A 13,196-nucleotide genomic window follows, 5' to 3' on the forward strand; every position below is an offset into this window, starting at 1 on the left:
GGCGGCAGGCGAACCGCGATAAAAACGGAGTTCAATTGTCATATTTCTGCGCGCCCGCCAAGGCCGATGTTCTATTTTTACCAAAATCGTTCAATAGACTAGGCGATAAACACACAACGGTAATGTGAACGGGTCATATTGCACTTATATGTATCCGTGTGACAGAGTGAACGCGCCCCACGGGAGCCTGGTGGGGGAGAATGCGAGAAAGAAGCCTGCCGTGAGTAACATTGAAAGTCGTAAGCCGAGTGGCGAACCGAGATGGCTTGGCCCTGCCAGCCCAACGCGGATTGCGATGATACCGCCGATTTCGGCGGCACGCTGGCTGCTTGTCCTGATCGTCCTGGCCGGAATCTATTTCTTTCACGGTTTTCTCGTTCCGGTTTTAGCCGCCCTCGTCATCGGCTTTGCGAGCTGGCCGGTCTACACACGGCTTCTGAGGCATGTGGGGGGCAACACCACTCTTGGCGCCACCGTCGCCATCGTTCTCATCATCGCCTTCCTCGTCGTTCCGATTTTTATCGCCGCCTCCTATACGGCAAGTGAAATCCGCGAATGGTTCGGCTGGGCCGTCGAGGTCAACAAGACAGGCGCACCGGTTCCGGACTGGATTGCCGCCCTGCCTGCCGTCGGCCCCTGGTTCGGCGAACAATGGGTCAGATATGTCGGCACCCCTGGTGCCATCGGTGAAGTCATTCAGCTCGTCAGCGGCGCCAATATCGGCAACATCTATCGCGCCATTCTCGCAGCCGGCAACGGCGCGTTCCATCTGATGCTGACCCTGCTGTTCATGCTGATTGCGCTGTTTTTCGTCTACCGCAATGGCGCGGGCTTTTCCCGCCAGGTCGATCTCGTCGGCGAGCGCATCCTGCCAACGCGCTGGGAGCGCATTTCCCGCGTCGTGCCTGCCACCATCAGCTCAACCGTCACGGGCATGACGCTGATCGCCATCGGTGAAGGCATCATTCTCGGTATCGCCTACTGGATTGCAGGCGTACCTTCGCCGGTGACACTCGGTGTTCTCACTGGCGTCATGGCGCTCATTCCGGGCGGCGCACCGCTCTCCTTCACGCTCGTTTCGATTTATCTCGTCGCCAGCGGCTCGCCCGCTCACGGTCTTGCCCTGTTCGTCTGGGGTTCGGTCGAGCTCTTCATCGTCGACAAGACGATCCGTCCGAAACTCGTCGGCGGTCCAATCAAGCTGCCTTTCCTGCCGACCTTCTTCGGCCTCGTCGGCGGCGTGAAGACGATGGGCTTCCTCGGCCTGTTCATCGGCCCGGTGCTGATGGCCCTCCTTGTCGCCATCTGGCGCGAATGGGTGCGTGAAGTCGAACTCTCCGCAGCCCCGGCAGGCGATGCCCTTTCTGTCCCGGTCGAAACGGAGGACGACACACGCCCCGCCGCGACAGAAAAGGAATCCTCGCCGCTGCGAAAGGCCGCATCCTGACAATCGACGACCGGCGGATGCGAAAACAGCGTCCGCCGCCGCTTTTCGAGCAGCATTGCAACGTCTGTTTACGTTCGTTTTCATTCAGGCCGTAATCTCACTACAATCAGCATGGATGATTCTGACAACGGAATCATCGGTGAGACATCGGATAGACCATGAAAACAGCCCTCGTTCTCATGACCATTCTCGGCTGCGACGACAGCGCGACGCAGTGCAACTACATCGCCACGTCGCAGCAGCGCTGGACCAGCATCGAATTGTGCGATGCCGTTTCTGAAAAGGAACTGGAAAGCTACGCCAACGCCCCCTACCCGGTGGTGGTCGCCGTGTGCCAGACACCGGATGAAACCGCTCCGCAGACTGCTGGTAACCAGGCGCCGGCGCAGCCGGATGCGGGCCAAGCCCCTCCACCGGCCGCCGAAGTTAGCGAACAGCAGCAGGAAGAAAGCCTGACACGCAAGGCCATCACCCGCGTCAGCAAGATCCTTCCCTCGACGGAAGGCGTCAAACATATTCTGGGAACGCCGGTGCGCATGGTGGAAAACAGCTATTCCTGGATCGCCAAGCGCTTCGAGAAATAAATCTCAGGCCGCTTCCACGGTCACGGTGCGCGCATAGTGTCTGGCCTTCTGGCGCTGCTCGGCAACGGCCAGCCTGCGAATGGCGTGCAGCAGATCGAGGAACGTCTCGGACCCGTCCGCGTCACAGAAATGCGCCAGCAACTCCCCGGAAACCGAGATCACGGCATCGGGCAGATGCGACTGCGCAGCACTGCGCCACAACAGTGTCGCCTTGATGAAGACGGCGGCGACATCGCCGAACAGACCGACCGACTGGAACAGTGCCTTCAGCGCATGGGGACGCGCCGTTGCCAGCATCGAGCGGACCTTGCGCTCATCGAGCCCCGAGAGATTGACCATGGCCGCGGTAAAGAATTCAAGCTTGCCGGAGGAGATCGCGTGCACAAGCAGCGCCGGCGTCAGCTCTTCTTTCAAACGCAGATGTTCGACCAGATCGGGCAATTCGCGTGGCGAAACGGCGGCCGCAATGAGGATCGTGCCGGAATCTGCCGCTTCGCGGAGAATGTTTTCCACGCGGCTGCGGGGAATGAAGTTGTGGACCAGCGCAGAGCCCGCCAGAGCCTCGCTGACGCGCTCCATCAACAGGTGACGGGCATCAGCAGACAGATTGTCCCGTTGCAGCAGCAGGTCGCGTATGTCGGCGTTATCGCCATGGCGCTCGGCGATGCGGCGCAGTGAAAACGGCGTGATCGGCGACGCGGCATTTTCCAGAAGGATGATCGTCTCAGGCAGATCGCCGATTTCGGCAAGAGCCGCACAGACACCGCGCGACAGTTCCGGGCGCGCCGCGATGAACGAGCGCGTCACGCTGTCGCCTCGCCCGGCGAGATCCACCAGATCACCGTCTCCCAGAACCGGAGAGCGGGCAATCACCGTGCAGGCAATTTCCGGCTGGTCTTCTGCCAGCGAAACGAGAATGGCGCGCGGCGCGTCGGCATCATCGGCCAAAGCTTCAGCCAGTGCCAGCCTGACACGCGGCGACGGATCATCAAGGAGATAGGTCATCGCCATATAGGCGGCGTCGCGCTGTTCGCGTGCCATCTCCGACTGCAGATAAGCCCGGCCAAGCATCTTGGCAGCTTTCGCCCGCTCGCTCGAACCGGCTCTTTCAGACCAGCGAAGAAATGCCTGTACGATCACCCGAGCCTCGACGTAACTGTGCGCCACCATAATGGGCAGCGCAAACGCCGCCCCTGTCGATAAACTCTAGGCAGAAAAGGTTTACGTTTGGTTCACCATAAAATTTAACCATGACCGATAACACACGCATCGGTCATGATTGATATCTCAGGCCTTCGCCTTGGGACGCTCCAACTGGAAAACGTCGCTGCCGCCGTCGGAATAATCCATGTATCCCATGCGGGCGACAGGCCGCGCCAGACCCATGTCGATCCGGCCATCGCGAATGATAGCCTCATCGATGTGGATCGCCATGACCTGACCGATCACCATCCAGGAATCGGAAGGTTCGCCCTCCACATCCTTGAGCTGCATGATCTCCGTCACCCGGCACTCGAGCACGGCAAAGGCCTCCCCGACATAGGGCGCATCCACCACGCGGCCGTCCACGGCCGTCAGGCCCGCAAGCTGAAACTCGTCCACCTCGTAGGCAACGGGCGCGGACGACGCGTTCATCTTGTCGACCAGGTGGCGACTGACGAGATTGGCGGTGAAAACGCCCGTTTCTTCAACGTTCCGCAAGCTGTCCTTGCGGCCGCTTGAGGAAAACATCACCAGCTTCGGTCGGTCGGATATGGCGTTGAAGAAGGAGTAAGGCGAAAGGTTGAGATGGCCGTCACGGCCTTTCGAACCTATCCAGCCAATCGGCCGTGGCGCCACAATCGCCTTGAACGGATCATGTGGCAGGCCGTGCTGATTGGTATCGGTGGTGTAGAACATCACGCGTTCCCGTCTTCAGGACCACCAACCCAGGTAACGACATCGGCAAGTTCCGGGCGGGGACGTTCGACCGGCGGGAATGTCGTGGAGCCGATATACATGAAGCCGGCGACCTTCTCGCCGCTCTTGATGCCGAGTTCCGGCCAAAGCGCTTCGTCGAACGCCAGCCATTCCGTCAACCAGTTCGCGGCATAACCATGCGCGTTGGCGGACATGAGAAGGTTAAGGCACACGGCACCGGCGGACATGACCTGTTCCCATTCCGGAATCTTGAAATGCGGCTGCGCCGTGCTGACGATGGCAATCACGACGGGCGCACGCAAAAAGCGGCTGCGCTCCACATTCTGCTGCTCTTCGCCAAGCTCGGGGTTCTTTTCAAGCGCAATCCTCAGCGCCGCTTCACCGAGACGCTCACGCTCGGCGCCGCGATAGACGATAAAGCGCCAGGGGGCCAGTTTGCCATGATCGGGCACGCGAACGGCAAGGCGCAGAATATCTTCGATCTCGGCCTTTTCGGGGCCGGGCTCCGACAGTTGCAGAGCGGGTGTAGAGCGGCGGACCTTGAGGTAGTCGAGAAGCTTGATGTCGGTCGTCATAGTCAAAAATCTTCCATTCTAGGGCCGTGGGAAAAGATGGGCCTTGAAATAGCCACGGCATTGGTTTTGAAGTGGTCCCGGAAACTCAGGAAGTCAATCGGCCAAGTGCCAATCGGAACGAGAAATGACGGCAATCAAGTTCGCGACCTGCTTCACAATCGCGTTGGTCGCGTTTGGTATTCACACTGAAGCCGCCTTCTCGCAAGACGCATTCAAGGAATTCAAGCAGCTTGGCGGCACCCCGAAAATGCCGAAGCTCAATGCGTTTTCCGCCCCCTCCGTCATTGCCGCACCTGAAAACACCACCCGCGATATCGTCATGGAAGCCAAGCTGACCAACGATGGCGACACGGTCAAGGAAGGCCTGTCCTGGCGCGTTTTCAGCCCTATTCCCGGTGCTGACGGAAAGCTGCCGATGCTGGCGAGCTCCGAAGGCGGTTCGGCTGCCTTCCATCTGGTGCCCGGCGAATATTTCGTCAACGTGTCGTTCGGACGTGCCGGCGTGACCAAGAAACTGCAGGTGCCGAATTCCGGCAATGTCGACAAACAGGTGCTGATCCTCGACGCCGGTGGATTTCTGCTGAACGCCGTTGCCGGTACCGACAAGCAGATCACCGGTACACAGCTCAAATTCGCGGTCTATTCTTCCGAGGTCAAACCGGATGGTGAACGCGGCCTCGTGATGTCCGATATCAAGCCGAACACGATTGTTCGTCTCAACGCCGGCACCTACCATGTCGTTTCCGAATACGGCAACGTCAACGCCGTCGTCCGCGCCGACATCCAGGTTGACGCCGGGAAACTGACCGAAGCAACATTGCAGCACCACGCCGCCCAGATCACGCTCAAACTGGTCTCTGAAGAAGGCGGCGAAGCCATTGCCGATACGGCATGGTCGGTTCTGAGCGGCGGCGGCGACGTCGTCAACGAAAGCGTCAGCGCCTTCTCCACCATGGTTCTGGCCGAAGGCGAATATACCGCTATTGCCCGCAACAAGGACAAGGTCTACCAGCGCAACTTCAAGGTCACCTCCGGCCGCGATGTTGATGTCGAGGTTCTGATGAAGGACCAGGCACCGGAAGACGTCAGCGGCGACTTCGAATAAGCCCTCATATTTCCGTCAGTTCGGCTTTGAACCTGAGCGTGACTGCTTTTGGGCAGCGCATTGTCTTAAGACGAAATACAAAAGAAAACGGCCCCCGAAGGGGCCGTTCCTGATTATGCTACCTGTTTCCTGGCAGCGCGCTTGCGCTTTACATCCGGCGGTGTCGCCTCTTCGACCAGGCTTGAGATCGCTTCGTCCAGCGTCATCGAAGTCTGGTTCTGCGAACCGAGACGACGAATGTTGACCGTACGCTCTTCCGCTTCCTTGCGACCGCATACGATGATGACGGGAACCTTCGTAACCGAGTGTTCGCGGATCTTGTAGTTGATCTTCTCATTGCGGAAGTCGGTTTCGACCGCCATGCCTGCCTCACGCAGAGCTTCGGCGACTTCACGGCCGTAATCGTCCGCATCCGAGGTGATCGTTGCGACGACGACCTGAAGCGGCGCGAACCACAGCGGCATGTGGCCAGCGAAGTTCTCGATCAGGATGCCGAGGAAACGCTCCATCGAGCCGCAAATGGCGCGGTGGATCATTACCGGCTGCGTCTTTTCGGAGTTATGGTCGATATAGAAGGCGCCGAAACGTTCCGGCAGGTTGAAGTCAACCTGCGTCGTGCCGCACTGCCATTCACGGCCGATGGCATCCTTCAGGGTGTATTCGAACTTCGGACCGTAGAAAGCGCCCTCGCCCGGCAGGATGCCGGTCTTGATGCGGCCTTCAGACTGCTCCTCGATGGTCTTGAGCACATCCGTCATCACGCTTTCGGCGCGATCCCACAGGTCATCGGAGCCGACGCGCTTTTCAGGACGCGTGGAGAGCTTCACGACAACCTCGCTGAAGCCGAAGTCCTCATAGACCGACAGGATCAGGTCGTTGATGCGCAGGCATTCCGCCGCCATCTGCTCTTCCGTGCAGAAGACGTGCGCGTCGTCCTGCGTGAAACCACGCACGCGCATCAGACCGTGCAGAGCGCCCGATGCTTCGTAACGATGCACATTGCCAAACTCCGCCAGACGGACCGGCATTTCACGATAGGATTTCAAGCCGTGCTTGAAGATCTGCACGTGGCCGGGGCAGTTCATCGGCTTCAGGGCGAAGACGCGCTGATCGGCTTCCTCGTCATCGGGATGGGTAAAGGCATGGGCGGATTTTACCGCGAACATGTTTTCCTGATACCAGCCCCAGTGACCGGAGGTTTCCCACAGCGACTTGTCGAGCACCTGCGGCGCGTTGACTTCCTGATAGGTGTTGGCCAGACGACGACGCATGTAGGCCGTCAGGGTCTGGAACATACGCCAGCCCTTGCCGTGCCAGAACACCACGCCCGGACCTTCTTCCTGGAAATGGAACAGGTCCATTTCGCGGCCGAGGCGACGGTGGTCGCGCTTTTCGGCCTCGGCAAGAATGTGCAGGTAGTTGTCCAGTTCTTCCTGTGTTGCCCAGGCAGTACCGTAGATGCGCGTCAGCATCGGGTTGTTGCTGTCGCCACGCCAGTAAGCGCCTGCAACCTTCATCAGCTTGAACGCCGTGCCGATCTGGCCAGTCGAGGCCATATGCGGACCGCGGCAAAGATCGAACCAGTCGCCCTGATAATAGATCTTCAGGTCCTGCCCTTCCGGGATCGCATCGACGAGTTCGACCTTGTAGTTTTCGCCTTTGGCGGCAAAAACTTCCTTGGCCTTGTCACGCGACCAGATCTCGCGGGTAAACGGCTTGTTGCGCTGAATGATCTCCTTCATCCGCTTTTCGATCTTCGGCAGATCGTCGGGCGTGAAGGGTTCGTTCTTGGCGAAGTCGTAATAGAAGCCGTTTTCGATCACCGGGCCAATCGTCACCTGCGTGCCGGGCCACAGTTCCTGCACGGCCTCGGCCATGACGTGAGCGGCATCGTGACGGATGAGTTCGAGCGCACGGCCGTCTTCACGTGTGACGATCTCGATCTTGCCATCCGTTACGGTGTCGGAAAGGTCGCGCACGGTGCCGTCCAGCGCAATGGCGACGGCCTTCTTTGCAAGCGACTTGGAAATGGATTCGGCCACATCACGGCCGGTCGCGCCAGCTGGGTAGCTGCGCACGGAACCATCGGGAAATGTAAGGGAAACGGATTCAGACATTGTAGACTTCTCCTGTCCAGTCCCGCCAACGAATGCGGGTGGTGTTGGAATGATAATCGCCCTGCGTGACGCAGGCACGCTGGCTGATAAAGGCTTTTGCCATTCCAGTCAAAGGCGAAGGGCGATTCAACAGGTTCTGCCACGGAGCATGGCGGAAATTCCATTGACCGTATTGGCATTACGAGTCGTTCCGATCCCGAGCTTTTTCGTGGTCAAGACCGACAGAAGTCTGCTCTCGTTTGCCTTGCCGCAGAAATCGATCCACAGGTCGCCACCAACGACAGCGAGCTTTTCCCGCCCGCGATATTTTTCCAGCAATCCGAGAACATCGTTGCCCAGCGGTTCCCGCATCACCCGCACGGAGACATCCGGCGGATTGCCATACGGAAACGGATTGTCCGCCACAAGCCTCAGCCAGTCGTGGGCAGAACGCACCAGAATATCGACATGTTTTCCGAAACGCGTTTCGAAGGCCTGCTCAAGCATATCCTCGATATTGCGAACAGTAGCTTCAGGCGCGCGGAAGACCAGATTGCCGGTTGCGACCAGCGTTCTGCACTCGGCAAATCCCAGCGCCTCAGCCATCACCCGCAGATCAGCCATTGTGAGCCGCTTGCCAGCACCCAGCACGATGCTGTGCAGCAGAGCGACATAAGTGCAATCGCTCATCGGTGACGGCTCCAATAGCGCCACGGCATAGCCCAATGGTGGCGAGATGACAGTTGCTCCGGCACCGGATCAAGACCGCTGGTGCCGCCCGGACCACAACGCCCGACCCGAAACAGCGTCATCCAGCCACCAGCCCAGAGCCCGTGGCGGGCAATGGCCTCGTAGCCGAATTCTGAACAGGTCGGGATATGGCGGCACGAGTTGCCGATGAAACCGGAAAACGTGAGCTGGTAAAGCCGGATGAAACCCATGCCGAAAAGCCGTCCGGGCGTCTTGGCAAACAACCCTTGCCAGTTGCGCGATTGCCGATGTCTCCCTTTGGGGATATCGTGGCGACAACCCGGTTCACCGCACATTGTCAGCCCGCGACGTTCATGGCCGGAGCGGCAGCTGCGCGGGCCTCGATCTGATCGAGTGCATCGACCACGGCCTCGAATGTCAGCATCGTCGATGCGTGGCGCGCTTTGAAGTCCCTGACAGGCGAAAGCACCCGCATATCCGCGAAACGACCTGTCGGGCCCTCACCGCCCAGCTTCAGCATGGCAAGCATATCCTCGCGCGCCTGCCGTATCTCGGCGCTGGTCGCACCGATGACGTGATGGGCCATGATGGATGCCGATGCCTGACCGAGTGCACAGGCACGCACCTCATGCGAAAAGCCGGTGACGATGTCGTTGTCGACCTTGATATAGACCTTGAGCTTTGATCCGCAGAGCTTGGAGTGTTTTTCGGCACTGGCATCCGCATCGTCGAGAACGCCGATCAGCGGAATGTTTCCGGCGAATTCAAGAATGCGGTTATTATATATGTCGTCCATCGTCAGCCATCCGGTGCATTCAAGGTAAGACAGGTCGATTTTTTCAAACACTGCGTCTACAGCAGTGAAGCTTTTCTGCCCACGCATATCATTATATGCTAACCACTGATCTGGATATCAAGTTGGCGTAATTTCGCCGCAGCAGAGCCGAAAAAACGCTGCCGGTCTTGCCAAAATGCCGGAAAACAACCAGATAGCAACGAAGGCGGGCAAGACGTGCTCCGCCGAGAGATTTAATTTCAGGTGCGGCCTTTACCCGCATCGGGAGATACGGAATGGATGCGATCGTGAAGAACTTCCCAGCCGCTGGCGCAAAACTTGACGCGGCCGGTGCACGCCCAACCCAGGCGGAAGCGGAAGAAGCCGTACGCGTGCTCCTTCGCTGGGCCGGTGACAACCCGGAGCGCGAGGGACTGCTGGACACGCCGAAGCGTGTTGCCAAGGCTTATAAAGAGCTGTTTTCGGGATATGAACAGAGCGTCGAAGACGTGCTCGGCACGACCTTCGAGGAAGTCGGCGGTTATGACGACATCGTTCTCGTCCGCGACATCCCCTTCTACTCGCACTGTGAACACCATGTCGTGCCGATCGTCGGCAAGGCGCATGTCGCCTATCTGCCGTCCGGTCGCGTGCTCGGTCTTTCCAAGATAGCCCGTCTGGTCGAGATCTTCGGTCGTCGCCTGCAGACGCAGGAAAACATGACCGCACAGATCGCCAATGCGCTGGAAGAAACGCTGAAGCCACGCGGTGTTGCGGTTATGATCGACGCGGAGCATATGTGCATGTCGATGCGCGGTGTGCAGAAGCAGGGTTCTTCGACCCTGACGACGAGCTTTACCGGCGCTTTCAAGACCGACCCTGCAGAGCAGGTACGTTTCATGACCATGGCGCGGAACCGCTGAACGCGACTTCCCGCCCCTTCCCCTGGGGTTCATCAGCATGTCCTTGACCTTTGCCTCCGCATCCGCGGACAAGGAAGTCCTTGAAAATTCCGGCGCCTTCTCGCCAAAATTCGACGCCAACGGCCTTGTCACCGCAGTGGTGACAGACGCACGCGACGGCGAATTGCTGATGGTCGCGCATATGAATGCCGAGGCTCTGGCACTGACGCTCGAAACAGGCATTGCGCATTATTACAGCCGCTCGCGCGACAAGATCTGGAAGAAGGGTGAGACCTCCGGCAATCTTCAGACCGTGAAGGAATTCCGCACCGATTGCGACCAGGACGCAGTGTGGCTGAAAGTGTCCGTCGCCGGCCATGACGCAACATGTCACACCGGCAGACGCTCCTGTTTCTACCGCACCGTCGAAATCGAAAACGGCCAGGCCGTCACGAAGATCACCGACGACACCCGTCACTTCGATCCGGCGGAAACCTATTCGAAGGCGTAAAGACGCGACCTTCCCCACGCCGCACCAATTTGCTACCAATAAGCTGGGAGACCGGGAGGATATCGGTTTCCCGGCGTCGCGTCTGACAGACCAACAGCTTTGGACGTAGCGCGTCGATTGAAGCAGTGGTGCGCGTTTTCTTACCCGCTTGAAGCAGGCAGTGCGTGCGCCCCGTAAACTGACAGGGAGTGCGGTTATGCTGGGATGGGGAAACAATCGCAACAATCCTGTCTTGCCTTCCGAAGACATCACCGGTGAGACATCCATCGTCAACGAGAACGTGGACACGCGACGCATTGCACTGGCGCTCGGTGGCGGCGCCGCACGCGGCTGGGCTCATATCGGCGTGCTGCGCGCCCTTGATGAAGCGGGCGTCAAGATCGGCATGATTGCCGGCACCTCCATAGGCGCCCTCGTCGGCGGTTGTTATCTGGCCGGAAAACTTGATGAACTGGAAGAATTCGCCCGCTCTCTGACGATGCGCCGCATTGCCGGACTGCTCGACCTGACGATTGGTGGCGGCGGCCTGTTTGGCGGCATGCGATTGACCAAGCGTATGCAGGAGCATCTGGAAGGCCATAGCATCGAAAGCCTCGCCCACCCTTTCATTGCCGTCGCAACGGAGCTTCGTACCGGTCATGAAGTCTGGATTCACCAGGGCGATCTCATCACCGCCTTGCGTGCATCCTACGCCCTGCCCGGCATTTTCGAGCCCGTCCAGTGCAATGGACGCACCCTGATCGATGGCGCGCTGGTCAATCCCGTTCCGGTATCTGTGTGCCGTGCCTACGAACAGGCGCTCGTGGTGGCCGTGAACCTCAATTACGACCTTTTCGGCCGTTCCGCCGTCGTCAAGCATACAGCCGGGCTGCCGGGGTCGCCGCCTTCAACCTCGGGACAATCGCGGCTTGGCCTGCCGGGCGTCATGGTGCAGGCGTTCAACATCATTCAGGACAGGATTTCGCGCTCGCGCCTGGCAGGCGATCCGCCCGACCTGATGCTTCATCCACGTATCAACGAAATTGGTCTTTCGGAATTCCATCGCGCCAGTGAAGCGATCGATCGCGGTTATGAAGAAACACGATCACGCATTCCAGAGCTTGAGCGCATGCAACAGGCGCTCAAGCGCTAACGATCAGACAGTTTGAGGCGCTGTTACAAGCGCCTCCTCCATGCCAGCGGACTAGCCGGCAATATAGGCCTTGATCTGTTCAGCCTCGGCTTCGATTTCGCCGATTCTGGCCTTCACCACGTCACCGATCGAAATGATCCCGGCAAGACGTCCATTTTCTTCAACCGGGATATGGCGGAACCGTCCGCCGGTCATGATTTCCATCAGCTCGTCCGTTGTGGACGTGTGACGACAGCGAATGACGTTGCGCGTCATCGCCAGCGATACGGATTGTTGAAGGGACGTTGCGCCCCGTCCTGCCACAGCCTTCACCAGATCACGTTCCGTGAAAATACCCAGAACGACACCTTCGGCGTCCGTGACGACGACAGCGCCGATACGGTTTGAATGCAGCGTTCCCGCCGCTTCGCCGATCGTCACGTCCGGTCCCACGGTTACGACATCCCGCCCTTTACGGTCGAGAAGATCCTTCACGAATGTTGGCATGCCTTCCTCCTTTCGCCTGTGACCGGCAACGCTCCGTATCCTCCACGAGCGTTATCCGATCATGCGAACATGGTGCGCTGAGGCACCGACGAAAGCAATATCCCGATGAAAAAGCGCGCCGATATTCCCGAAAAGGCGCGGGAAAAGGCCTAGAGCCGCACCGGTTGCCGATCGAAAAGCGCAAAAAACACAAAACCGAGGACAAAACCGAAAATATGGGCATCCCAGGCAACTTCACCAGCCATGTCACCGAACAGCGGCACGCCCACGGCAATGAGAATATTGCCGAGCAACCACATCAGGGTGAAGATCAGCACAGTCTTGTTCGTCAATGCGCCGAAGATGGTCTGCCGTGGCATCAGGTGACCGAAAGAGGCGCTGTAACCGCCACGCGGCGGGAACGCAAAGCGGCAAGCCGCCCCCATCAAAGCCGAAACCACACCGGACGCACCGATCAGTACCGTGACATCGCCCCAATGCAGGAAGGCATGACCGAAGGCCGCCACAGCCGCCGAAACGGCCCAGAGCAAAATGAAACGCCATGTCCCGATGCGACGCAGCACAGGCGCACCAAACGCCATCAGCCACAATCCGTTGAACAGAATATGCTCCACGCTGCCATGCAGGAATGAATAGGTAACCGGCGTCCAGAACCATTCCAGAGCCTGCTGCGAAAATGGCACGGCGTAACGCAGGGGAATGAAACCGAAGGTGAAGATGAACCAGCCGTACCCATCTTCAGACAGCAGATAGGTCGGCACGACGTAGGCGACCAGCAGCACCGCCAGAATCCCCACCAGCAAGGGCGGAAGATTGAAGACAGGAGGATTGCGATCATCGTCTTTCGGCCTTGGCGATACGGACTCCGGCGGCACCTCGCCGTCCTCATAAGACATGATCCCATCCTTGGCGTTGGGTAAGTTTCTGCTCTCCGACCAATATAGGAAGCAAA

At 58.9% G+C, this 13,196-nt stretch carries 15 protein-coding genes and 1 pseudogene; 6 read left to right on the forward strand and 10 right to left on the reverse strand.

Features of this window, described 5'->3' with window-relative positions; translation table 11 throughout:
* The first annotated feature begins 220 nt into the window (after nt 1–220).
* Nucleotides 221–1,339: pseudogene (locus FY156_08730) on the forward strand (AI-2E family transporter).
* A 266-nt stretch (nt 1,340–1,605) separates the two neighbouring features.
* A complete protein-coding gene (locus FY156_08735) occupies nt 1,606–2,031 on the forward strand; it encodes a hypothetical protein (GenBank protein UXS01550.1) in 426 nt (141 codons plus the stop codon).
* A 3-nt stretch (nt 2,032–2,034) separates the two neighbouring features.
* Here the strand turns inward: FY156_08735 and FY156_08740 are convergent, their stop codons facing one another.
* From FY156_08740 to FY156_08750, 3 genes are all read right to left on the reverse strand, one after another.
* Nucleotides 2,035–3,201, reverse strand: coding sequence for a DUF2336 domain-containing protein (locus tag FY156_08740; protein ID UXS01551.1), 1,167 nt, complete (start codon nt 3,199–3,201; stop codon nt 2,035–2,037).
* Nucleotides 3,202–3,318: 117 nt separating this feature from the next.
* Nucleotides 3,319–3,930, reverse strand: a complete 612-nt coding sequence (locus FY156_08745; GenBank protein UXS01552.1) for a flavin reductase family protein — start codon at nt 3,928–3,930, stop codon at nt 3,319–3,321.
* On the reverse strand, nt 3,930–4,526 hold the full coding sequence (locus tag FY156_08750) for a nitroreductase (protein UXS01553.1): 597 nt from the start codon (nt 4,524–4,526) through the stop codon (nt 3,930–3,932). Before FY156_08750 ends, FY156_08745 begins: the two co-directional genes overlap by 1 nt.
* A gap of 124 nt (nt 4,527–4,650) precedes the next feature.
* Between FY156_08750 and FY156_08755 the strand changes: the two genes are divergently transcribed.
* Nucleotides 4,651–5,631, forward strand: coding sequence for a hypothetical protein (locus tag FY156_08755; GenBank protein ID UXS01554.1), 981 nt, complete (start codon nt 4,651–4,653; stop codon nt 5,629–5,631).
* A 113-nt stretch (nt 5,632–5,744) separates the two neighbouring features.
* On the opposite strand, the gene thrS is transcribed toward FY156_08755, so the two are convergent.
* The 5 genes from thrS to FY156_08780 are packed head-to-tail and all read right to left on the reverse strand — an operon-like array spanning nt 5,745 to nt 9,234.
* Entirely contained in the window at nt 5,745–7,748 is a 2,004-nt protein-coding gene (gene thrS, locus FY156_08760; GenBank protein UXS01555.1) for a threonine--tRNA ligase, read from the reverse strand.
* Nucleotides 7,741–7,878 carry a hypothetical protein gene (locus tag FY156_08765; protein UXS01556.1) on the reverse strand — a complete coding sequence of 46 codons (138 nt, stop codon included), beginning with the start codon at nt 7,876–7,878 and terminating at the stop codon, nt 7,741–7,743. Before FY156_08765 ends, thrS begins: the two co-directional genes overlap by 8 nt.
* A complete protein-coding gene (locus FY156_08770; protein UXS01557.1) occupies nt 7,875–8,417 on the reverse strand; it encodes a DUF1697 domain-containing protein in 543 nt (180 codons plus the stop codon). The genes FY156_08765 and FY156_08770 overlap by 4 nt, the downstream gene beginning before the upstream one ends.
* Complete coding sequence (gene yidD, locus FY156_08775) at nt 8,414–8,773, reverse strand: membrane protein insertion efficiency factor YidD (GenBank protein UXS01558.1); 360 nt, start codon at nt 8,771–8,773, stop codon at nt 8,414–8,416. The genes FY156_08770 and yidD overlap by 4 nt, the downstream gene beginning before the upstream one ends.
* Nucleotides 8,774–8,775: 2 nt before the next feature.
* Complete coding sequence (locus tag FY156_08780; protein UXS01559.1) at nt 8,776–9,234, reverse strand: iron-sulfur cluster assembly scaffold protein; 459 nt, start codon at nt 9,232–9,234, stop codon at nt 8,776–8,778.
* A 275-nt stretch (nt 9,235–9,509) separates the two neighbouring features.
* On the opposite strand from FY156_08780, the gene folE reads away from it, so the two are divergent.
* The 3 genes from folE to FY156_08795 all read left to right on the forward strand — a co-directional run bounded on the left by folE (nt 9,510) and on the right by FY156_08795 (nt 11,758).
* Nucleotides 9,510–10,136: a GTP cyclohydrolase I FolE gene (gene folE, locus FY156_08785; protein ID UXS01560.1), complete on the forward strand. Its 627-nt coding sequence runs from the start codon at nt 9,510–9,512 to the stop codon at nt 10,134–10,136.
* Nucleotides 10,137–10,173: 37 nt separating this feature from the next.
* Complete coding sequence (gene hisI, locus FY156_08790; GenBank protein UXS01561.1) at nt 10,174–10,626, forward strand: phosphoribosyl-AMP cyclohydrolase; 453 nt, start codon at nt 10,174–10,176, stop codon at nt 10,624–10,626.
* 196 nt (nt 10,627–10,822) lie between these two features.
* Nucleotides 10,823–11,758, forward strand: coding sequence for a patatin-like phospholipase family protein (locus FY156_08795; protein UXS01562.1), 936 nt, complete (start codon nt 10,823–10,825; stop codon nt 11,756–11,758).
* A gap of 51 nt (nt 11,759–11,809) precedes the next feature.
* On the opposite strand, the gene FY156_08800 is transcribed toward FY156_08795, so the two are convergent.
* The gene (locus FY156_08800) at nt 11,810–12,244 is read right to left on the reverse strand and encodes a CBS domain-containing protein (GenBank protein UXS01563.1); all 435 of its coding nucleotides are present in this window, start codon (nt 12,242–12,244) and stop codon (nt 11,810–11,812) included.
* Nucleotides 12,245–12,393: 149 nt separating this feature from the next.
* Nucleotides 12,394–13,140 carry a rhomboid family intramembrane serine protease gene (locus FY156_08805; GenBank protein ID UXS01564.1) on the reverse strand — a complete coding sequence of 249 codons (747 nt, stop codon included), beginning with the start codon at nt 13,138–13,140 and terminating at the stop codon, nt 12,394–12,396.
* Nucleotides 13,141–13,196: the final 56 nt, after the last annotated feature.

The sequence above is a fragment of the Agrobacterium tumefaciens genome (genome assembly GCA_025559845.1).
Lineage (GTDB): Bacteria > Pseudomonadota > Alphaproteobacteria > Rhizobiales > Rhizobiaceae > Agrobacterium.